Below are 21,410 nucleotides of genomic sequence, written 5' to 3'. Positions count from 1 at the left end.
GAGAGGAGACCTGAGTCATGCTGTTTAGTTTAATTATAAAACAAATGAAAATGCTTATACGAAATAAGCAACCGTTGATTATTTTGTTAGTTATGCCACTCGTTTTAATAACCATTCTTTCAAATGCATTAGGAAGTATGATGGATGGTGGAGAAGAAGTGGCTATTCAAGCAAATTTACTTATAGTAGATGATTCATCCTGGGTTCAAGAGGAAGAAGCAATTAAACTCTTTCTAGAACAAGAGGGAATTACAGGACCACCTATGGATGCTTTACTTAGTCAGTTTAAAAATAGTGATCCAGTCGAATTGTTGAAAAACACTATTTTGACCTCAGATGAAATGAAAAAATATATTGCAACGGACTATAAACAGACAGTCGATTTAAAGGTGACTCGGCAGGATAAAAACATAGATGGCATTTTAAGTATACCATCTAATTTCCGACTGAATTATATTAAATCGGTGTACTTTAACAACGCTGACTTTGCAGAACTATCCTTATACTTAAACCAAGATAATGACATTCGTGCTTCCATAATCGAATCAGTACTAGCTGATTGGAAAAGTGAATATACGCAATCAGCGGCCCTTTTAGATGTAGGTTTATCACCCGAGAAAGTAATGAGTAGTGTCAATAGTGTTGAGAAAATAGAACAGGTTTTAGAGTCTAATGAGCGGAAGATTCCTGCATCTATTTACTACACCGTTGGGATGCTAGTGATGTTTGCGTTATATATTCCTGCTTTTCTAGCAGGCTTTGCTCTGCAGGAAGTGCAGTGGAAAGTATATGACCGTATTTTATTGGCTGGAGTCTCTCCTATTTTATACACACTTTCGATTTTCTTCACAGGAACTCTTGTAGCCTTTATCCAACAAGCTATTATGCTCTTATTTGGTATGTTTGTATTAGGGATAGAATGGATCAGTTTAGAAGGATTGACGGTTATTGTTATTAGTTATAGTGTATTTGTTGGTGCATTATCAGCTTTAATGACAACTCTCCAGTTTCGAACAAAAACAGAAGGTATTGCAAATGTATTCAACGGGATATTCATTACAGTATTTTCTTTCCTAGGTGGATCTTTCTTTAACATTCGAGACATCTCAGAAATACTTGGGAAAATTGGGGATTTAACTCCCAATGGTGCAACGATGTCCGCCATACTATCTATACAAAAAGGTCAAGATTTATCAGTTATTTGGCCATTTATGTTTGCAATATATTTACTGGTCGTTGTGTGCGTATTACTTTCCATTGTTTTCTTTCCGAGAAGAGGTGTAACAGAATGACGGGAATATGGATTGCTAGATTTCAAAACTTAATACGTAAGCCTACCGTTTTAATTATGATGACGGTAATGACCTTGGTGATGGCATATTTGGTAGGTGGCACTAGTAATGGGAAGATGAGTGTATCAGTAGCAGTGGATGACTCTGAGCTGAGTATTGCCGTACTAGAAAGACTAAAAGAAGAGGGAGGATATTCCCTTAGAGAAACTACAGAAGAGGAGTTAAAACAAAAAGCAAAAGAAGATATTCGAATGATCGGAATTGTGTTGAAAGAAGCATCCTACACCATTTTTTCTGCCTCAGATTCAGATAGTGTGAGAAATCTAACTCTTATAGTTGAATCGGCTTATAGCGATGCAAGCTTTAAGCAACAAGTAATCTTGGCAGGTGGAGAGAGTGCATGGTCTGATTTAGAAGTGAGTCTGCAAGAAAAACAAGCATTCCACTTACAAACAGAGGCAATGGATGAGTCAGAGGTTTTTCGTTACGATAATGCTCTTCAAAGCTTGTTTGGTTTTATGTTATTTTTTGTTTTTTATACGGTGTCTATTAATGTTCAATTTATATTGGATGATAAGCGCACAGGTGTATGGAACAGATTGAAACTAGCATCGATTAGTAGATTCCAATTATACTTTGGTCATCTTTCATTTAGCTATATTATTGGGTTTGTTCAAATGCTGTTAGTCCTGTTCGTTTTCCGCTATGTGTTAGGGACCAATATGTACGATGGTTTTTGGAAAGTAATAATCATTGCTGCTTTCTATGTATTGCTTGTAATGGCGTTTTCTGTTTTTGTTATTTCTTTAGTGAAAACAGTAAGTCAGAGCAGTATTATTATTTCACTTGTAGCAGTAGCCTTTGCAATGATTGGTGGGGCGTACTGGCCTCTAGAAATAGTTCAGTCAGAAGGGTTACTTGCGATGAAATGGATTTCTCCTATTTATTATGCAATGGAGTCTATGAAACGAGTAACGGTATACGAGGGAACTTTAAGTAGTGTTTGGACGTATGTTAGTATGATGGTAGGTATTGCAGTAGTACTATTAGTGGTAGGGATTACTTTATTGGAAAAAAGAACGGAACGCTATCATTCCAGCGAATAGATAGGGGAGATAGGGATGTATTGGTGTAAAATTGCACGTACAGAAAAAGAGTTTGAAGCGATTGCACGACTGAATTATGAAACGTTTGTGGAGGAGATACCTCAACATGAGCCCGATCCTAGTGGAATGCGGGTCGATGCGTTCCATCATGAAAACGTATATGTTATTGTACTAAAGGATCAGGAGCTAGCAGGGATGGTGGCATTTAAAGCTACCCGTCCCTTTTCTTTAGATTTAAAGCTTGGTTCAGTGGAGGAATTTCTGCCAAAGGATGCATTAAACGGACAGCTATGTGAAGTACGATTGCTGGCGGTGGATAAAGCACATCGAAATGGGCGAGTGTTTTATTACCTTGCACGTGCTCTATCCGATTATGCTTATGAAAATGGATATGGAGCAGCGGTAATATCTGGTACGGTAAGGGAACAGAAACTATATAATCAGCTTGGCTTTGAACCGTTTGCAGACCCTGTAGGAACGGAGGAAGCAAAGTATATTCCGATGGTATTAACAAGGGATCGGTTTGAGCTTTCTGTTGCTGCTCGATTTAAACAAAAAAGATATTCTTTTTACCCGGGACCTGTACAGCAGTCTGAAGCAATTCAGCAAGCATTTACAGTTAGGCCTATATCACATCGAACACATGAGTTTAAGGTCATGCTAGAAAGAGTGAAGAAAAACCTACTGTCAATGAGTGGAGCCAAGTATACCCATTTGTTGTTAGGTAGTGGTACGCTTGCAAATGAGGCGATGATTGCACAGATACATGTGTTAGGAGAGAAGGGCTTAATCGTGAAAAATGGTGCCTTTGGTGACCGGTTGGAAAAACAAGCGGAACGTTGGCGTTTATCTTTTGATGTGTCGTCTTTTGAATGGGGAAGCCCACATAATCTAATGTTAATAGAAGAAAAGCTTGCCACAGGTGCTTATAGTTGGCTTTTAATGGTTCATGGCGAAACATCTACTGGTATGTTAAATAGCCTGGAAGAAATGAAGGTCTTATGTAACCGTTATAATGTATTGCTTTGTATGGATTGTGTAAGTTCATTTGGAGCACTTCCATTTAACTTGGAAGGAGTATATCTCGCAACAGGTGTAAGCGGTAAAGCCATTGGAACAATGAGCGGTTTAGCTTTTGTATTTGCAAACACCGAGATAACATCGAGCAGTGATATCCCTTCGTATTTAGATCTGGGACTGAGCGTGAATAATTCGACACCTTTTACGATGCCTTCTCAGTTTGTACATAGTTTAGAAGTTGCGTTAAAGGCCTATGAAAATGGAATGAGGTACAATTTATTGCATAGTCGCATGCAATTTATCGAAGATGAAGTGTACAAGCATGGGATTGAATTACTTTCAGATAATCACTATCCGATGATATTTACATGGAAAGAGGATAATTTTCCACACCTAGCAGAGGACGCAAGAATGTCCGGATTCGATCTTCACTATAAAAGCGATTACTTAATCGCAAAGAATCTACTGCAGGTATCCTGTATTCAACCAGATTTTGAAGTTGCATGGGTGAAGTTTATGGATTGGCTGGACAATTACCGTACTTATCATTATTAATTTTGTATAATTTCTTACGCCTTTTGAAAACAAACTTTTTAGTATGAGGTCCAAATAATAAAAGTGGCAGGGACAAAATTAGTCTATGAATTTGAAAAACGTGAAATCAGTAACTCAATTTCACGTTTTTCACTTTATTTTGGAAATATGGAGACAAGGATTTACCCTCTCACCAATAAGGATAGAATGATGCTTTTAACGGACTTCTAACAGACAAACGTGAATTTATTGGTGTTCGCTTCTATTTTTGTACCGTCGATAAAAATCGCTTCCTGACGAATTAGTTCTTTCATTTAGAATTTGGTAGTAGGATACTTAAATTTTAACAGAAGCTGTCCTTTTTTAAACTTGAAATTATGCAGGGGTTACTTGATATAGAAGAGATATTAGTTGTTTGGAGTGAAGGCGGCGACTCCTAGGGGACAAGCGCGTGGGAGAGACTACAGGCTCGACCCGTGCCCCCAGGAAAGCGTCCGCCGTAACGGAAAACAACGGCTACGAAGTATATATAAAAATAAGAGGCTTGGACAGAACCCCGAAACAGCATTTTTCTCATAGAGAAAAATGCTGTTTTTTTGCTGTGCACAAAATTGATTTCCATTCCAGGGACGCTTTCCACGGGCGTGGCCTGAGCCTGTAGTCTCAGGCGTCACGCTATTCCCGTAGGAGTCGCCCCTCCATTCCAATCAATTTTATTAAATATCCATTATTTAGTAAAGCTTCTCCTTATCCAATATAATTTCTACTTCTGTCCCATCCTCTTTTCTTTCATTAATAATCTGATCCCCCTATAAACGCATCATTACTTTCTCATGCGTAGTATGGATAAATTTTTTATATGGTGTGTCTGGCATCTTTTCAATGTTGGTCATTGCAACTTTTACAGCAAATACAGCCTTTTCAACTTGGTTTAGTTCTAGATAGCATAATGCAATGTATGCATCCTTTTCATAGAAAATAGATAAATCGATTGGATGGTGGACGACGTCAGGAATTTTCACCTCTATAAATTTCTCCAATGCCTCAGTAACTCTTCCTAATCCGTATAAAGTTTTAGCTCTTTCAAGTTGGAAGTAGTGAGTAAATAAATTTATATTTACCTGGTCAAGTGAGAATTTATGGTATAAAGCATCTGCCTCTATATACATTTTTTTGTATGTATTTAAGTAATGTAGATTAGCATAATGTATAAAAGCTTTAGAATCCTCATCATCCGCAAATTCGCTATAGGCTTCCAGTTTTTTTAAATAATAATCTTTTCTTTCTATGTTTCCTTCCATCATTGCATGTGCTGATGCTAGTCTAAATAGATTATCTATTTGTTTAAATATTTTATGTTCATTGCAATAGAGAATGGCATCATTCATCACTTGAATGGCCTCCTCATTTTTGCCAACTGCAAAGTAAAGTACTGCTTCTAAATAGTCATAATCCATGCGTGATAATGGATCAACCCAAAGTGGATTGTCTTCCAGTTTTTTTCGTTCTTCTAATAAAACATCCAGTGCTACTTGATAGTGATGATTCATAAATGGAATTATTGCAAGATTTCTCCCTATGTCAGCGCTTTTAGTTATCAAGTGCAAGTCTTCATACATTCTTGCAACCTTCTTCAGCAATGCTACAGATTCGTCAGGAGAAGAATAAGCTAAGCATCTTCCGTAAATGTCGAGTAATCGCGTTGCCTCATATCCCTGAGTTAGTTTTGGTATATATGGTTCTATTAGATTTTTTACCTGTTCAATTTCATCTGCAAACTCATAGTTCTTTGTGTTGAGTAATAATTCTGCTTGATCTATTACATTTCGCAACTCTTGTCCGCTTATTTCTTCCAGTAACTCAGTTACTTCAACACCAAGCTGTGAAGCGATATAGTTTAAGCTTTCCATAGAAGGATTTGCTTTGTTGTTTTCTATTAAACTGAGCATGCCTTTAGTTAACTCTGTGCCTGCTAAATTTTCAAGCGTCAGTTTCTGTTGTTTACGTAATGTACGAATGCGTTCGCCTAATGTGGACATCTTTTCACCTCTTATTAAGTTTAATTATATTAAACTTTTAGTTGAATTGAAAGGATAATAATGTTATTCTTTGTTTAATAAAATTAAACTTTTGAATAATTCTTAAAACAAAGGGGTAGGGAAGATGGAAGAAGTATTAAAGCTTAAAAAAGCCACATATCACTTGTGGACGTTTACTATCAGTAAGTTAGTTTCCACTTTTGGTGCACAGGTGTATTCGTTTGCAATCAGCTTTTACATTTTGCAATTAACAGGATCTGCATCTAGTTTTGCATTAAATTTAATTTGTAATATTTTACCAAGGACTCTAGTTGCACCGTTTGCAGGATACGCTGCAGATAAATATTCTCGTAAAATGATTGTCATCGTATCGCAAATTGCTACGACAATTGCAATTGGTGGATTACTTATTGTGAGCATGACGATGGGTTTATCTTTAATTGCGATTTATAGTACGACAGTGATTTTATCGTTGACTTCTCTATTTTCTGGGGTAACTTTCAGTTCGTCTATTACTGGATTAGTAGATGAAGGGCGAATTCAGAAAGCGATGTCGCTTAATCAAATGTCCATTTCGTTTGCGGCAATTGGTAGCCCGGCGGTGGGAGGACTTCTCTACGGAGCAGTGTCTATGCCTGTATTTCTAATAATGTATATGGCGGCCTCGATTATCGCTGTAGTCTTGGAATCCACGATGGACTTTAATTTATTTGCGAAGCGAAAAGAAGTAGTGGAAGGTGAACCGAAGGAACCAATGCTAGAGAGTATGAAAGCAGGCTTCCGTTACTTAATGAAAAAACCTATTTTAAAAACAATGGTTGTTATCTCCTTATTCATCAACTTTTTGTTTGGTGCCTATCAGGTAGGATACTCATTTATCCTCATCGAAAAATTAAAGATTAGTGCTCAACACTTTGGTTTTACAGAGGGGGCATTTGCAGTTGGGATGCTTCTATTGTCAATTTATTTTTCTGCACGTAAGGAATTGAAATTTCCGTTTCTAGTATCTAAATGGAGCATTGTTTTCATGGGTGTTATTATTGGAGCGGTTTCTATACCGTTGTTGATAGATATGTCCTATACAGTAATAGTTGTATTTTATGTCGCGTTAATGTTTTTCTTTGGAGCATCAATGATTATAACAAACACTCCAATACAGGTGATGATGCAGAAAATGATAGAGGATGATTATAAGGGACGCGTATTCTCGATAATAGAAACATGTGCAATGGCTCTAATGCCAATTGGTATGGTGTTATTTGGATTTTTATATGACGTCTTCCCAGCGGAAGGTATTTTAATTGTTTCAAGCGTTTTGTTGATATTAGTAATTCTATTCTTGGCAAGACCATCTGTAGTTAGAGCCGCACATCCAGAGCTCGGACAGAAAAAAGTAGAGTACTTGAAAACGGAGAGCTGATCAAATTTTGTGATGCGAGAGAGAAATTATCCTATACGAGAAAGAAAACCTCTTATGTGAGAGAGTTCCATGCCTATACGAGAAGCTTGGCATGTGCAAGAACCATTTACGCGGGTGCTTAATTCATAAAAAAACAGGTGAAGGAAACGATTCGTTTTCCTTCACCTGTTTTCATTTCATGCAAAATCTTTCAATGACTTAGTTGACTTGCGGTATGCAAAAATTAAACCTATAGAAAGAATTGCGAGCACTCCGGATAACATGTAAATATTGTCGGGTTGCATTGTAAATAGCCAAGCAAACAATAACGGACCGATAATCCGCCCTAGATTATCCATAGAGTATGACATTCCGGCAGCTGTACCATAGCGTCCACCAGATTCTTTTGTAGTAAGCGAGACAATTGTAGTTCGTGCTAATGCATTTCCTGCGGTGAATATACATAATGAAAGTCCAGCCCAGAAAATACTTTGAGTAAAAACAGTCAAAAATAATCCAACCGCTGTTACAACTTGCGCGTATAATAACCATTTTGTTTCCGTACCATTTTTAATGCGGCGTACGACTCCACCTTGAATTGCTGCATCGACAAATCCACTGAACATAAACAAATAGCCGATTTGTAGTGGAGTAATTTCAATTCTTTCGATCTGGAATAACTGGAACGTTGCTTCAAGACCTGCTAGTAAAAACGTCACCATGAACGAAAATAAGAATAGATATCTAATACGGTAATTCCATAGACTTGAAGCGCCCTTCGGAAGAAGTGCGCGTTTATTCGCTTCACCCGTCCGTTCTGGTTCCTTTAAAATGATTAAGGCATAAACAAAAATCACGAGCAATAAAATCGCGGAAGCTGTAAATGGAAGTGCCAAATCTATATGTCCTAATACTCCTCCGATTGCTGGACCAAAAATAAAACCTAAACCAATTGACATGCCAAGGAATCCCATATACTTATTACGGTTCTCTTCATTTGACAAATCAGCTGCAAATCCCGTAACTGCGGTATACAAAGCACCGGAAAATAATCCTCCCACTACACGAGATAGGTAAAGCATGAAAAGCGAATCAAAAAATAATGAAAACAACCAAAAACTTAAACTGAATCCTACTAAACCAACTAAAATAAGCGTTTTTCGTCCAATACGATCTGATAGCATTCCCCATAATGGAGCCGTGAAGAAGGAAGCTAACGAGTAAACCGTCAATAGACCACCTACGTGGATTTCATTATAATCTTGCTCTAAAATAACCTCTGGCAGTACGGGAATAATAATTCCAAAGCCGAGATAAACTAAAAATTGGATAGACATTAGTATAAATATAATCTTATTCATGCATCGAACCTGCTTTCTGCAATTCTTCTATCCTATATATTACACGTTTTTATTATGTTTGACACGTTGTAATCGGGTAGTAGGAATTATGACAGAAACCGGGGTAAATGAATTTGCTGTACTACTAATCGATATATGGAGAAATATAAAAAGCCATCCTGATTTAGGATAGCTTGTGTGTTTAGAATTACCGTGGTTCGGATATACTTTCCATAGCATTTGAAATTTCTTGGACATGTGGGAAAGGAAAAGCTAAATCCGCTAAAGAGACAAAGCCTACGAGATTACCATCCTCCATTACAGGAAGTCGCCGAACTTGATTGCGCGCCATAACAATAGAAGCATCGGCTGTAGAATCTTCAGGGGAGACGGAGATAACGGTCTTGGTCATAACATCCTCCACCTTGCTTTTTATATCCTTGGCTACCGACCTTGTCACGATATCTCGATCCGTAATCATTCCAACTAATTTTTTGTTACTGACTACAGGTAAACAGCCTATGTCCAACACACGCATCTGATCTGCTACTTCGCTCACATAGTCCTGAGGGTTACAGGTTACTACTTCTTTGCTCATTACATCTTTTATATTCAAACCATTCACTCCTTTAGGAATTAGCATGGTTTACAAGTCCATAATATATGTAACAAAATTGAAAGATTCAACTTAGGTAAAAAGTGGTATAATAAAATAAATTAAATTAGTTTTAAAAAGAAACTTTTTTTAGAGAAAATCGTAATTATTAGATAGAAGGACGAGGTGGATTCAATGGCAAAGGAAGTTGATTTAAAGAAAATTGTTAGTAATCTTTCAAAGCTTGGTGTTACTGTTACAATGACGAAATCTAGACTTGACCTACTTAAAGCTTTAGCACCACCAGCGCAAAGTCCTCACGCACAAAACTAAAAAGAAGGTGACTTGAAACTTCATTACGAAATGAAGTTAGAGTCACCTTCTTTTTATCTAGTCCAAGGCCAAGACCTGTTGTAACGCGAAATACAATTAACCTCTTCTAATCGGTATCACTTTCCAATAAGTAATTATCCTCCAGATCCATTCTAGAGGTCCCATTTTAAAGAACTGTAGCCATACCATACTGAAAGCTAGTTGTATAGCGTAAATGGTAATGCATATTAGTAGCGTATCTATATAGCTGAGTTGAGGTGTGATGAATAACTTTCCTGCTATGAAGATAAAGATCGTTTGTCCTAAATAATTTGTTAATGCCATACGCCCGTAATATTTTAATGGTGATAATAGTCGTTGGAATACTTTAAATCGCAATAGTAATAACAGTAGCCCAACGTAAAAAGCTGATAATAAAGGACCAATAGTTATGCCTATTCTTAAAAATGTACTTGCTTGATCATAAGTACCATCAGCCTCCATAAATATCATGTTGATGAATGGTTGCGAGGGTATACTTTGATATTGAATATAAAAACCAATAACACTAGCTGCTAAAGTAAGAATCGTAAAAAGCATTATTTGTTTTGTTTTAGATACAAGGTTTTCGAATACACGGTATTGACCACAAACTAACCCTAATAACATTAGTGGAATTATTAAGAGTATTTTAGTTGCCAGAACTGCAAATACTATTAATAATACAAGACTAATTACTAGGTTTATTTTTTTATTTACTTTATAAAACGGTAGTATAATAATACCGATAATTGCGTAAAAAAATAATGCTTCTCCTGGATGGAACATTGAATGGACTACTCCCAAAATCAACAATATTACTAATCTTCGTGTAAAAAGAATGTATGCTTTCTCACCTCTGGCAAATGAGCGAGAAATAAATAGATAAAAGCCTAGCCCAAATAGAAATGAAAATATTGTAAAAAATCGTCCTTCTACAAATAAATATAAAAACTTCTGGTAGCTTGCGTCTAACGTATTTGGTTCTGGAATACCTATGTTTAGTAGTGCAAGTATATTAACTAGAATAATCCCTAATAATGCAAAACCCCTTATGTAATCAAGTTCATCAATTCTTTTCTCTCTTATTACTTCCTTCATTTCCATAATCATCCTCCTGAGTATAATATTAAACGTTATGATTAGAGAAAGGTTTCTGTAGCAACAAAAAAGCGAGTAGAAATGGTGTAAACCAATTTTCCACTCGCACTATAATCAATCGTCTTCGTTTTTTGCAAACATATAAGTCCGATGATGAAACTTCATACTAAATACTAAACCAATGGCTAACATATTCCCCATGAGCGAACTACCACCGTAACTTATAAATGGTAGAGGTATACCTGTGATCGGCAATAATTGAATAGTCATGCCAATATTTTCGAATACATGGAATGTAATCATTGCGATGATTCCAGCGCAGACATAAGTACTGTATGCATCTTTTAATTGAAGTGTAATTTTCGTCAAATGAAAAATAAGTAGGAAGTAAAGACTAACAACAATACTTGCCCCTACGAAACCGTATTCCTCTCCAATAACGGCAAATATGAAGTCGGTATGATTTTCTGGAACATACACAATACGTTCTCCATAACCTTTACCGAAAATCTCTCCAGAGCCGATGGCATTTAAAGAAGTGATTAAATGCATTCCTTCATCTGATGCATAAGAATAGGGGTCTAACCAAGAATATATACGAGCGAATTGATATGGGTCGAATCCAAACTTATCCTCTAGAAAATCTTGCATATAGACGGCCATCCACAATAGGAGACCACCAATTCCTATACCACCTATAAAGAAGGGGAGTATTATTTTCCATGCAATTCCAGCTACTATAATAAGTGCTATCGTAATTGCCAAGAACACTAAAGAGGTACCTAAGTCAGGTTGTGTAAGGATAAAAGCTAGGGGAATAATTAATGTTACTCCAATTTTAACTAGCAAAATTAAATCTGTCTTTACTGTCTTGATTTGATTCTTCTCATTATGAATCGTGATTAACCGGGCAAGTCCTAATATATAAAAGGTTTTCATAAATTCAGCAGGCTGAATATCACCAACAGGTAAGTGAAACCAACTCTTCGCACCATTTCTCGGCTCAACTAAAGCTAATGAATCAGGGAGTATGAAAAGAACAAGAAGTAAAAATACGCCAATTGCGTATATATACCAGGATAATTTTTTATATTGCTCTGGTTCAAAAAACATGACAAACCCAATGATAATGGAACCGACAACATACCAAAATAGCTGTTTGGGTATAAAGTTTGTTGCATATTGTCCAGAGGTTTGTGCTGACGAAATAGCAAGTAAGCTAATGATAAGAAATAATAATATAATAAAAGCAAGTGTCCAATCAAAACGATCAGCAAAGCCTTTTTTGTTCTCCATGTAAGTCACCTATGTTTCCTTCAAATTTCCTTCACCTATTATAACGTATATTAATACTTTTTGCTTGCTGGTTTAATAGAGACGTGAAAGGGATTAAAGATGTTTCCTTGTATAAATCGTGCTATTATTATGAACAGATAAAGGAGTGATTTTAGTGGCAAAGAAAGAAGTGAGAGATATGGATGAGTATTTCACACATTTATATGTTCACGTAAATGAGGTAGAGCATTTTGCTCTGTTTAGCGGAATAACGGTTCAACAGTTTATAAGGAATTTCTCTGACTTGTCTGCTCTTTTGTTGCTAAAACATAGCTATGATGATGCTTCTTTTAATATGCATACGCAGCTTGAATTTATAGTTCCTGAGCAATACAACCATTTCGTAAAGGATTTTACTGAAGGGCCTTTTGAAGTTTGCTTCATGGATTTTGAAGATGAGCGCAAATTAAATATGCTCTCTCCTCAAGAACAAGCAGAGCTACTATACATAGCACATAAAAAAGAAGCTTTTCGATCGCCCTTCTATCATCACCTACAAAATAGATTTGTCTATCTATCGGATGAAGGTGAGAAAATTACAAAAATCTATTTCCGAGATATGGAAGACTTTAACCAATTAGTTGCAAATGTGGTTACAGGGCTAATTAGTAATAAGTCTAAGTCAACAGCTTTTTGGCGTAAAAAGAACAATATCGTCCTACCAAGATTGTCTGCTGAAAAAGTAACCGAACACAACGAGCTATTTGAAGATGGTGTGTTAATGTCGTTATTCAAAACAGATAAATCTCATTATGGTATAGAAATTCGTATTCTTCCTGAGAATATTTTTCCGGATGAAGTTTTGGAGGATTTGAAATTACATATAGCTAAACCGGTAGATGTACTAATAGAAGTATAAAGAGAACGCTTTTGCCAAGTGAAAGAGGCAGGGGCGTTTATTATGTGGTGAGGTGAAAAGCATGGCCTGGATATTATTAATAATTGCAGGATTAACAGAAATAATATGGGCAATTGGTTTAAAAGAGGCCCATGGCTTTACGGAGCTCATTCCTTCTATTGTAACGATTATATTTTTAATCGTGAGCTTTTTCCTATTTGCTAAAGCTATGAAGACGATTCCGATAGGTACAGCATATGCTATATTCACAGGTATTGGAGCAGCAGGCACGGCTATTGTAGGAATTATTTGGTTTCAAGAAGAAGTAAGTGCTGGAAAGCTATTCTTTTTATTTGTTCTCCTTTTTGGGATCATCGGTCTAAAATTGGTGGATGATGAAGAGGAGGTGGCCTGATGGAGTGGTTTTTATTAATAATTGCTGGTTTATTTGAAGTGGCTTTTGTTATTAATATGAAGTTATCGGATGGTTTCAAAAATGTTAAATATACGATTCTCACGGTCATTTCTGCTTCTTTAAGTTTCTTTTTATTATCATTAGCCTTAAAGGATATAGCGGTCGGTACTGGTTATGCAGTATGGACAGGAATTGGGGCTGCGGGAAGTGTACTTCTCGGGATGTATTTATTTCAGGAGAAAAAAAGTAGAAAGAAATTGTTTTTTCTAAGCTGTATTATCATGGGAGTAGTGGGTCTTAAATTGTTCGGTTAGATGCTCAACTATTAAGGCTGTCCGTGATAAACTAATAATATCCAAAACATGGAGGTAATTTTAACTTATGAAAATAAAAGTAGGCTTATTATATGGTGGGAAATCTGCAGAGCATGAGGTGTCACTACTTACTGCTAGAGCAGTTTCACAAGCGATCAATTTTGAAAAATATGAAGTATATCCAATTTTCATCACTAAAACAGGTGAATGGAGAAAAGAAGGTCAGTTAACTGCGCCGGTAGAGTCGATAGAATCTCTAAAATTTGGCAATGAAATAACAACTCCTAATACCATTTCTAGTTTCCTTCCGCAACAAGGAGACGATACCACTCATCTAGATGTTATTTTCCCTCTTTTGCACGGACCTAATGGGGAAGATGGAACGGTACAAGGGTTGTTAGAAGTATTGAATTTACCGTATGTAGGTAATGGGGTATTAGCATCTGCTGCAGGAATGGATAAAGTGGTTATGAAGCAATTATTTGCGCAAGCTGGCTTATCACAAGTTCCTTATGTCTATTTCATAAGTAAAGAGTGGAAAAAGAATCAGGATGCATTACTACAAAATATAGAAGAAAATTTAAAGTGGCCTTTATTTGTAAAGCCTGCCAATCTTGGATCAAGTGTTGGAATTAGTAGAGTTACAAACCGACAAGAACTTATTAAAGCGGTAGAATATGCCTTTAAATATGACCGTAAAATTATTGTAGAACAAGGGATATTTGCTCGTGAAATTGAAATGAGTGTTCTGGGAAATGATGAACCAAGATGCTCAGTTGCAGGAGAAGTACTACCAACTAAGGATTTTTATGACTACGAAGCAAAATATGAGGACGGTACGACGAATTACGCAATCCCTGCTAATATTTCTGAAAAGCTACAAGATAAACTAGAGGATGCTGCAATTCGTGCATTTAAAATTTTGGATTGTTCGGGACTTGTCCGGGCAGACTTTTTTGTAACGGATCAAGAAGAGGTCATTATCAATGAAGTAAATACAATGCCAGGCTTTACACCAATCAGTATGTATCCAAAGCTTTGGATGGAATCGGGACTTTCTTATCCGGGTCTAATAGAAGAACTTATCCATTTGGCAATTGAACGCCATGAAGAAAAACAGCAGCTTGAACACTCGAAAGACGGGAAGTGACCGAGTGAAAAAAACATTAGCAAATATAGCAGAATGGTTACACATTCAAAAGAAAACAGACGATAATCCGGTCGTTACGGGAGTTTCGATAAATACAAGAACAATTAAACCAGGCGATTTGTTTATCCCGTTTCGTGGAGAACAAGTAAATGGGCATCGGTTTGTTCAAGATGCTTTTGCAAAAGGAGCAGCAGCATCGCTTTGGTTGAAGGACGAACCGGATCCACCTAAGGGCGTTCCGCTTTTGTTCGTGGAAAGTGGCGAAGAGGCACTCCAGCAAATGGCACGGGCTTATCGAGCAGAATTAAACTCTGTGTTTATCGGCATTACTGGGTCGAATGGTAAAACATCCACAAAAGATTTAGTAGCAGGTATGCTGTCGCCTTATTTTAGTGTGAAAAAGACAGAGGGTAACTTTAATAATGAACTAGGATTACCATTAACTATTCTTTCTCTAGAGGAAGATACAGAGTTTGCAGTGCTCGAAATGGGTATGAGTTCCTTTGGAGAAATCGAGTTTTTATCAAATTTGGCTAAGCCAAAATATGTAGTCATTACAAATATTGGGGAAGCTCATATGCAAGATCTTGGTTCTCGAGAAGGTATTGCAAAAGCAAAATTTGAAATCATTGCAGGATTAGATGCCACTGGTCAATTATTCTATGATGGGGATGAGCCATTACTTCGACCATTTGTGGAGAAAAATCCCAATGTACAGGCGAAATCATTTGGTGTTCAGGAACAAAATGATTTACGTATTGCTGAAGTAAACTTTACTGAGCAAGGAAGTGCCTTCCGTGTTGAAGGAGAGCTAAACGAAACAATGTCTATTCCTGTGTTAGGTGAGCATCAAGTAAAAAATACACTTGCTGCACTGCTAATCGGAAAAGAAGTTGGATTAACTGCAGAGCAGATGCGTAAATCTTTAAAACAAATAGTTTTGACTGATATGCGTATGCAGGTGATCGAAGGAGTAAATGATGCAATTTTCATAAACGATGCTTATAATGCGGCTCCGACTTCCATGCTTGCTGCAATTTCATTCCTTGAAAAGTCATCTATTAAAACTGATAAGTGGCTTGTATTAGGTGATATGCTAGAGCTTGGAGACAATGAGCGGCAATATCATGAAGACATAAGCAAATCTATTTCAAATAAGAGATTTGTGGGAGTGTGTTTATATGGACCACGGATGGAATGGCTGTATAACAAACTTGTAGATCAATTTACAGACGAACAACTCATTTGGGTCAATGACGACACAGAAAAACTTGTTGCGTTTTTAAGAAATAAAATTAATGACCGCTCTATTGTTTTAGTGAAAGGTTCAAGGGGAATGCAATTAGAAAGAGTTATTGAGCCGTTCCAAAAATAATAAGACGGGTGTGGGGACAATGAAAACAGGCGTATTAGGTATTCACGGTTTTACAGGTGGACCATATGAGATTCAACCATTTGTTGACTATTTGAAAGTTCATACAAACTGGGAAATTGTTGTCCCCACATTACCTGGTCATGGAGAAACGCTGGAACTAAAGAATTTAACCGCAGAATCGTGGATGATGACAGCGGAACAGTCTCTTAGGCAAATGCAAAAGGAAGTAGACCGTGTAATTATTGTAGGTTTTTCGATGGGTGGAATTATTGCGATGTACTTGGCGAATCGTTATCCAGTATATAAGCTTGTTTTATTAAGTGCTGCAGCGAAGTACATATATCCGGCACAGCTTTTACAAGATATAAAGGATATAGCCAAAGAAGCAGTGGTAGGTAGGCTCGAAGAAAACTCTTTATATAAACAATACAGTTACAAAGTGAAAGGAACTCCAATTCCTGCGACGTTAGAATTTATGCGATTAGTACGTATAGTTCAGCCCTATTATGGTCAAATTACAGTACCAGTCTATATAGTTCAAGGCAAAAAAGATGGTATTGTACCTTACGCGACTGCCCAGTTTATCTACGATGAAATTGGATCTTTGAAAAAGGAAATAGTCTATTCGGAATCAGGGAAACACCATATTTGTTATTGCGAGGACTGCGAAGATTGGTATAACACTGCTTTAAAATTTTTAAAGGAAGAAGAGGAGGAAGAGACTACAAGTAATTAACTAATAATTATAACAGTTGCTTATTCATTGCAACTGAGTTTGTTGCATGATATACTACGTTTAGAGCAATGGATACATTTTGTGTGAAGACTCTTCAGCGTTTATTGAAGAGTACTTTTTTTTGAACATAACGGTTTGTTGAAGTAGTATTGCACGATCACTCATTAACAGACCGCTCGGCAAAAGACCGGGCTTTCCCTTTATATAAGACCCCTCTGATCTAAAACCACAGAGAATTTTAAGTAACGGAAACGTTCCTCGTATAGGCTCGAATTTGCCGCAATTTCATCTGAAAATGTAACCATTTGTCAAAACAAACAAAAAGGAGATTAAAATTTTGACAAATTTTTCAGAATTAAATATTAGCGCTTCTACATTAAAGTCCGTACAACGTATGGGGTTTGAAGAAGCTACACCAATCCAAGAAGGTACTATTACACATGCTATGGGTGGACGCGATGTTATCGGTCAAGCACAGACAGGTACAGGTAAAACTGCTGCATTTGGTATCCCTATGATTGAAAAAATTGATACTAAAAACCCGAATATCCAAGCGTTAATCATCGCTCCAACACGTGAACTTGCAATCCAAGTTTCGGAAGAGCTTTATAAATTAGGATATGACAAAAAGGTTCGTCTATTATCTGTATACGGTGGACAAGAAATTGGTCGTCAAATCCGTGCACTAAAAAACAAACCTCAAGTTATTGTTGGGACACCTGGTCGTATTCTTGATCATATCAACCGTCGTACTTTGAAGCTTGATCAAGTTCAAACACTTATCTTAGACGAAGCAGATGAAATGCTTAACATGGGATTCATCGAAGACATCAACACAATTTTAGAAAGCGTACCTCCTGAGCGTCAAACATTATTGTTCTCTGCTACAATGCCAGGACCAATTCGTAAAATTGCTGATCGCTTCATGAAAGATCCAGTTGAAGTAAAGATTAAGTCGAAAGAAATGACTGTTGAAAATATTGAACAGTACTACGTAAAAGCTACTGAGCGTGAAAAATTTGATGTTCTTTCAAGAATTTTAAATGTACATCAACCAGAGCTTGCGATTATCTTTGGTCGCACAAAACGTAGAGTAGATGAATTAGCACATGCACTAAGCATTCGTGGTTACCTTGCAGAAGGAATTCATGGTGATTTAAGCCAAGCGAAACGTATGTCTGTATTAAAACAATTCAAATCAAATAAAATTGATATTCTTGTTGCAACGGATGTAGCAGCACGTGGATTAGATATCTCTGGCGTAACACATGTGTATAACTTTGATATCCCACAAGATCCTGAAAGCTATGTTCACCGTATAGGTCGTACAGGACGCGCAGGTAAAAGTGGTATCGCTACAACATTCGTAACACCAAGAGAAATGGGATACTTACGTATTGTTGAGAATACAACAAAAAAACGTATGGAAGCTTTAATCCCTCCAAGCTCAGATGAAGCACTAGTTGGACTTAAACGTGTAGCAGTAGAATCTTTATCTGAAATTGTAAACAAAAATGATTTAGGCGATTATCGTCCATTAGCACAAGAAATGCTTGAAAAATTTGAAGCAGTAGATGTAATTGCTGCAGCTTTAAAATCAATGACGAAAGAACCGGATGATACTCCGATTTCTCTTTCTGAAGAACGCCCACTACCTGCTCGTAGAGAACGTAGCGGTGGAGGCGGTTCTCGTTCTGGCGGTGGTTACAAAGGTAACCGTAGTAGTGGTGGAGGACGTAGTTCATCAGGTGGTCGTGGCGGAAGCGGCGATCGCGGACCACGTTCAGGTGGCGGTTCACGTCCAAGCTCTAGTGGACGTCGTAGCAGTGGTCCACGTGACGGCTCGACTCAACGCAGCACAAGAACTCGCTCATCACGTAGCGAAAACTAAATTGAAAAGCATAAGCATCTATGCAGCTCAGATAAGCGCTGTAAGGATTTCGCATAAAGGCGTCCTTTGCCTTTATCGAAATTCTGAAGCGACTCGGGGAGTTAGGTGTTGAAGCTAGACAAAATTTCAAAGGATGAACTTACATTTCGATGTAAGCTCATCCTTTTTCTTTTTAAGATATATGGTCTGGTCTCGCACTAGTAACCATTAGACTTCATCTAAATGGATGTGTAGAAAATTGTAAGATACTGAAACATTTTAGCGTCTGTTTCGTATACAATGATAAAAGAGGGGGTTTAATATGAGACAAGAACCAATTAATCGATTATCTGAAAAAGGATTACGTGTATGGAGGATTTATGGAATATTTCAAACCTTGATTGCCTTATTAGTAGGTATAGGGGCTGGAGTTATCAATTATTTCACGGGACAATATATATGGCTATACATAGTAGATGGAGTAGTGATATTACTCATTGGATATTTATTAATTTATTTATTCCCGAAAATTAGGTGGACTCGTTGGCGATACGAAGTGCGTGAGCAAGAAATCGAGTTGCAGCATGGTTTGTTTATCGTCAAAAGAACGCTTGTGCCAATGGTTCGTGTACAGCATGTAGATACTGAACAAGGCCCGATATTGAGGAAACATGATTTGTCATCAATTACTATTTCAACTGCTGCAACTAGTCACACAATTCCTGCCCTCATAACTGCGGAAGCAGATGAACTTCGTGGTAGAATTTCTGTACTTGCAAGGGTGGCGGAAGATGATGTCTAAGGAAAAATTTACATTACATCCTATATCTGCAGTTATTAATTTCGTAAAAGTTTTAAAGGAAATGATATTACCTCTAATAGTAGTTATTGCAGTAAATGGATTTGGAGGAAGAGGAGAATCTGAAGGTTGGAGCTCCTATATAGTCTATATTATTTATGCAGTGTTATTAATCGCTATGTTGGTTAGCGGAATCATAAAATGGAAGAGGTTTCGTTACTGGTTCGAAGAGGAAGAGCTTCGCATTGAATATGGTCTTTTCGTAAAGAAAAAAAGGTATATTCCATTTGAGCGTATTCAAAGCTTAAATTACACTGAAGGAATCTTTCATAGACCTTTCGGATTGGTAAAGGTGAAAGTAGAAACGGCTGGTGGGGGAGCAACGAAAGAAGCGGATGCAGAGTTGACTGCAATTTCTAAAGAAGCAGCCGAACAAATAAAAAAAGAAATGAGTCTCGCCAAGAATAAGGAGTTAAATATACTTAATGAAGCGTTACAATCAGAAAATCAGGTAGTAGAGCAGCGGAAGCCTTTATTCCGTATGTCTCAAAAGGATTTACTAATTTTAGCTAGTACATCTGGTGGAGTTGGAGTCTTTTTCTCTGGTTTAGCTGTGTTTGTCTCGCAGATCTCAGAATTAATCCCATATGAAACTATTTATAATGAAATTATTATGTTTATTAGGTTTGGAGCTCTACTAATAGCTTTAGCTGTATTTTTTGTACTACTTGTTGCCTGGATGGTATCAGTTACAATAACGTTTATAAATTACTATGAGTTTACTATTCGGGTAGAAGATGAGGAAATTATAATTACTAGAGGATTACTAGAAAAGAAAAAGGTAACGATTCCTTTATCGCGCATTCAAGGAGTGCGTATTGTGGAAAACCCTCTCCGCCAGCTTACAGGGCATGCAGCTGTCATCGTAGACAGTGCAGGGGGCTCATTAGCAGAGAAGGACGAGAAAATCAGATTAATTCCACTTATTAAAAAGAACCGAATCAATCCTATTCTTGTCCAAATTTTCCCGGATTATCATTTTGAACCTAACTTTACGCGAGTTCCTAGGCGCTCCAGAAAGTTCTTTTATCGCTTAGACTTTCTATGGATGATCCCGGTTGCGGCAAGTGTTAGTTATTTCTTTTATCCATTTGGATTGATGTCTCTATTGCTATTGCCACTAAGTTTTCTTTTGGGGGCATGGCAGCATAAAACGGCTGGATATTGGAAGGACGAAAAACAACTTGTTGTACAGTACCGTCTATTTAGTAGAGTATCTCTATGGATGGAAAAGAAACGTATTCAGGCTATGACAGAACGTACTACGTATTTTCAAAAAAAAGCTGATGTTTCTTCTATTGTAACTACTATTAAGTCGGGTGTTACTGGATCTGCTACTACTATCCCATCAATAGAAAAAGCTGATGCAGAAAACCTTATGGAATGGTATGAACCAACTAGAAAAGAACCTATAGATAGAGAAAAAGAACAGCCTTTATAGGGGCTGTTCTTTTTTTAGAAAGTATTAAGTTCAGATATTCCATGTACTTTGAAGAATATACTACTGATTTCGGGTCAAGGGTGGACGCTTTCCGCGGGCGGGTGTAGCTTCAGTCTTCTCGCTTCGCTACGGGGTCTTCCTAACGCTTCTCCCGCTGGAGTCGCCTCCTTTCACTTCTATCAATTAAGCAGTGCCCAACTTTAAGAATTAACCAGCCCATTGTCAGATGATAGAATTAGTTCAAGTTAATGAACCGATAGAAGTATCCTTATAATCGCTATAAAATTAGGGAAGCTAGTG

The 21,410-nt window shown here is 37.2% G+C and carries 19 protein-coding genes; 14 read left to right on the top strand and 5 right to left on the bottom strand.

The window, feature by feature from the left end:
• The first annotated feature begins 17 nt into the window (after nucleotides 1-17).
• The 3 genes from MKY29_RS19325 to MKY29_RS19315 are packed head-to-tail and all read left to right on the top strand — an operon-like array spanning nucleotide 18 to nucleotide 3,973.
• The gene (locus MKY29_RS19325; protein WP_340880576.1) at nucleotides 18-1,292 is read left to right on the top strand and encodes an ABC transporter permease; all 1,275 of its coding nucleotides are present in this window, start codon (nucleotides 18-20) and stop codon (nucleotides 1,290-1,292) included.
• Nucleotides 1,289-2,398: an ABC transporter permease gene (locus tag MKY29_RS19320; RefSeq protein ID WP_340880575.1), complete on the top strand. Its 1,110-nt coding sequence runs from the start codon at nucleotides 1,289-1,291 to the stop codon at nucleotides 2,396-2,398. Before MKY29_RS19325 ends, MKY29_RS19320 begins: the two co-directional genes overlap by 4 nt.
• A gap of 15 nt (nucleotides 2,399-2,413) precedes the next feature.
• The gene (locus tag MKY29_RS19315; RefSeq protein ID WP_340880574.1) at nucleotides 2,414-3,973 is read left to right on the top strand and encodes a GNAT family N-acetyltransferase; all 1,560 of its coding nucleotides are present in this window, start codon (nucleotides 2,414-2,416) and stop codon (nucleotides 3,971-3,973) included.
• A gap of 788 nt (nucleotides 3,974-4,761) precedes the next feature.
• On the opposite strand, the gene MKY29_RS19310 is transcribed toward MKY29_RS19315, so the two are convergent.
• Entirely contained in the window at nucleotides 4,762-5,991 is a 1,230-nt protein-coding gene (locus MKY29_RS19310; protein WP_340880573.1) for a helix-turn-helix domain-containing protein, read from the bottom strand.
• Nucleotides 5,992-6,115: 124 nt separating this feature from the next.
• Here MKY29_RS19310 and MKY29_RS19305 point away from each other — a divergent pair, with 124 nt between their 5' ends.
• The gene (locus MKY29_RS19305) at nucleotides 6,116-7,411 is read left to right on the top strand and encodes an MFS transporter (protein WP_093495599.1); all 1,296 of its coding nucleotides are present in this window, start codon (nucleotides 6,116-6,118) and stop codon (nucleotides 7,409-7,411) included.
• 176 nt (nucleotides 7,412-7,587) lie between these two features.
• Here MKY29_RS19305 and MKY29_RS19300 read toward each other — a convergent pair whose 3' ends face one another.
• Together MKY29_RS19300 and MKY29_RS19295 are read right to left on the bottom strand one after the other, a co-directional pair.
• The gene (locus MKY29_RS19300) at nucleotides 7,588-8,751 is read right to left on the bottom strand and encodes an MFS transporter (RefSeq protein ID WP_241597919.1); all 1,164 of its coding nucleotides are present in this window, start codon (nucleotides 8,749-8,751) and stop codon (nucleotides 7,588-7,590) included.
• 187 nt (nucleotides 8,752-8,938) lie between these two features.
• Nucleotides 8,939-9,346, bottom strand: a complete 408-nt coding sequence (locus tag MKY29_RS19295; RefSeq protein WP_090566449.1) for a CBS domain-containing protein — start codon at nucleotides 9,344-9,346, stop codon at nucleotides 8,939-8,941.
• A gap of 174 nt (nucleotides 9,347-9,520) precedes the next feature.
• Between MKY29_RS19295 and MKY29_RS19290 the strand changes: the two genes are divergently transcribed.
• Nucleotides 9,521-9,658: an Lmo0850 family protein gene (locus MKY29_RS19290; RefSeq protein ID WP_211895692.1), complete on the top strand. Its 138-nt coding sequence runs from the start codon at nucleotides 9,521-9,523 to the stop codon at nucleotides 9,656-9,658.
• A 96-nt stretch (nucleotides 9,659-9,754) separates the two neighbouring features.
• Here MKY29_RS19290 and MKY29_RS19285 read toward each other — a convergent pair whose 3' ends face one another.
• Both MKY29_RS19285 and MKY29_RS19280 read right to left on the bottom strand, forming a co-directional pair.
• The gene (locus MKY29_RS19285; protein ID WP_340880895.1) at nucleotides 9,755-10,777 is read right to left on the bottom strand and encodes a DUF418 domain-containing protein; all 1,023 of its coding nucleotides are present in this window, start codon (nucleotides 10,775-10,777) and stop codon (nucleotides 9,755-9,757) included.
• A gap of 114 nt (nucleotides 10,778-10,891) precedes the next feature.
• Nucleotides 10,892-12,073, bottom strand: a complete 1,182-nt coding sequence (locus MKY29_RS19280) for an FtsW/RodA/SpoVE family cell cycle protein (RefSeq protein ID WP_093495597.1) — start codon at nucleotides 12,071-12,073, stop codon at nucleotides 10,892-10,894.
• A 154-nt stretch (nucleotides 12,074-12,227) separates the two neighbouring features.
• On the opposite strand from MKY29_RS19280, the gene MKY29_RS19275 reads away from it, so the two are divergent.
• From MKY29_RS19275 to MKY29_RS19235, 9 genes are all read left to right on the top strand, one after another.
• The gene (locus tag MKY29_RS19275; protein WP_241597917.1) at nucleotides 12,228-12,971 is read left to right on the top strand and encodes a hypothetical protein; all 744 of its coding nucleotides are present in this window, start codon (nucleotides 12,228-12,230) and stop codon (nucleotides 12,969-12,971) included.
• A gap of 61 nt (nucleotides 12,972-13,032) precedes the next feature.
• Nucleotides 13,033-13,365, top strand: coding sequence for a DMT family transporter (locus MKY29_RS19270; RefSeq protein WP_093495596.1), 333 nt, complete (start codon nucleotides 13,033-13,035; stop codon nucleotides 13,363-13,365).
• Nucleotides 13,365-13,679 carry a DMT family transporter gene (locus MKY29_RS19265; RefSeq protein WP_090566459.1) on the top strand — a complete coding sequence of 105 codons (315 nt, stop codon included), beginning with the start codon at nucleotides 13,365-13,367 and terminating at the stop codon, nucleotides 13,677-13,679. Before MKY29_RS19270 ends, MKY29_RS19265 begins: the two co-directional genes overlap by 1 nt.
• A 67-nt stretch (nucleotides 13,680-13,746) precedes the next feature.
• Nucleotides 13,747-14,829, top strand: a complete 1,083-nt coding sequence (locus MKY29_RS19260; RefSeq protein WP_241597916.1) for a D-alanine--D-alanine ligase — start codon at nucleotides 13,747-13,749, stop codon at nucleotides 14,827-14,829.
• A gap of 4 nt (nucleotides 14,830-14,833) precedes the next feature.
• Complete coding sequence (locus tag MKY29_RS19255) at nucleotides 14,834-16,204, top strand: UDP-N-acetylmuramoyl-tripeptide--D-alanyl-D-alanine ligase (RefSeq protein ID WP_093495594.1); 1,371 nt, start codon at nucleotides 14,834-14,836, stop codon at nucleotides 16,202-16,204.
• 19 nt (nucleotides 16,205-16,223) lie between these two features.
• Entirely contained in the window at nucleotides 16,224-16,940 is a 717-nt protein-coding gene (locus MKY29_RS19250) for an alpha/beta hydrolase (RefSeq protein WP_340880572.1), read from the top strand.
• A 337-nt stretch (nucleotides 16,941-17,277) separates the two neighbouring features.
• Nucleotides 17,278-18,831: a DEAD/DEAH box helicase gene (locus MKY29_RS19245; protein WP_093495592.1), complete on the top strand. Its 1,554-nt coding sequence runs from the start codon at nucleotides 17,278-17,280 to the stop codon at nucleotides 18,829-18,831.
• A gap of 301 nt (nucleotides 18,832-19,132) precedes the next feature.
• Nucleotides 19,133-19,612: a PH domain-containing protein gene (locus MKY29_RS19240; protein WP_241597910.1), complete on the top strand. Its 480-nt coding sequence runs from the start codon at nucleotides 19,133-19,135 to the stop codon at nucleotides 19,610-19,612.
• A complete protein-coding gene (locus MKY29_RS19235) occupies nucleotides 19,605-21,110 on the top strand; it encodes a PH domain-containing protein (RefSeq protein ID WP_340880571.1) in 1,506 nt (501 codons plus the stop codon). The genes MKY29_RS19240 and MKY29_RS19235 overlap by 8 nt, the downstream gene beginning before the upstream one ends.
• Nucleotides 21,111-21,410 lie beyond the last annotated feature (300 nt).

Origin of the sequence: Psychrobacillus sp. FSL K6-2365, assembly GCF_038003165.1 — a bacterium.
Lineage (GTDB): Bacteria > Bacillota > Bacilli > Bacillales_A > Planococcaceae > Psychrobacillus > Psychrobacillus psychrodurans.
The sequence above is the reverse complement of the archived record's forward strand: the minus strand, read 5'-3'. Positions and strand labels throughout refer to the sequence as shown.

Bases quoted from the DNA above. Each gene is read 5' to 3' on its own strand.
- MKY29_RS19310 (WP_340880573.1), bottom strand. From the start codon at position 5,991: ATGTCCACATTAGGCGAACGCATTCGTACATTACGTAAACAACAGAAA.
- MKY29_RS19235 (WP_340880571.1), top strand. From the start codon at position 19,605: ATGTCTAAGGAAAAATTTACATTACATCCTATATCTGCAGTTATTAAT.
- MKY29_RS19320 (WP_340880575.1), top strand. From the start codon at position 1,289: ATGACGGGAATATGGATTGCTAGATTTCAAAACTTAATACGTAAGCCT.
- MKY29_RS19300 (WP_241597919.1), bottom strand. From the start codon at position 8,751: ATGAATAAGATTATATTTATACTAATGTCTATCCAATTTTTAGTTTAT.
- MKY29_RS19315 (WP_340880574.1), top strand. From the start codon at position 2,414: ATGTATTGGTGTAAAATTGCACGTACAGAAAAAGAGTTTGAAGCGATT.
- MKY29_RS19280 (WP_093495597.1), bottom strand. From the start codon at position 12,073: ATGGAGAACAAAAAAGGCTTTGCTGATCGTTTTGATTGGACACTTGCT.
- MKY29_RS19265 (WP_090566459.1), top strand. From the start codon at position 13,365: ATGGAGTGGTTTTTATTAATAATTGCTGGTTTATTTGAAGTGGCTTTT.
- MKY29_RS19250 (WP_340880572.1), top strand. From the start codon at position 16,224: ATGAAAACAGGCGTATTAGGTATTCACGGTTTTACAGGTGGACCATAT.
- MKY29_RS19285 (WP_340880895.1), bottom strand. From the start codon at position 10,777: ATGAAGGAAGTAATAAGAGAGAAAAGAATTGATGAACTTGATTACATA.
- MKY29_RS19305 (WP_093495599.1), top strand. From the start codon at position 6,116: ATGGAAGAAGTATTAAAGCTTAAAAAAGCCACATATCACTTGTGGACG.
- MKY29_RS19290 (WP_211895692.1), top strand. From the start codon at position 9,521: ATGGCAAAGGAAGTTGATTTAAAGAAAATTGTTAGTAATCTTTCAAAG.
- MKY29_RS19270 (WP_093495596.1), top strand. From the start codon at position 13,033: ATGGCCTGGATATTATTAATAATTGCAGGATTAACAGAAATAATATGG.
- MKY29_RS19325 (WP_340880576.1), top strand. From the start codon at position 18: ATGCTGTTTAGTTTAATTATAAAACAAATGAAAATGCTTATACGAAAT.
- MKY29_RS19260 (WP_241597916.1), top strand. From the start codon at position 13,747: ATGAAAATAAAAGTAGGCTTATTATATGGTGGGAAATCTGCAGAGCAT.
- MKY29_RS19240 (WP_241597910.1), top strand. From the start codon at position 19,133: ATGAGACAAGAACCAATTAATCGATTATCTGAAAAAGGATTACGTGTA.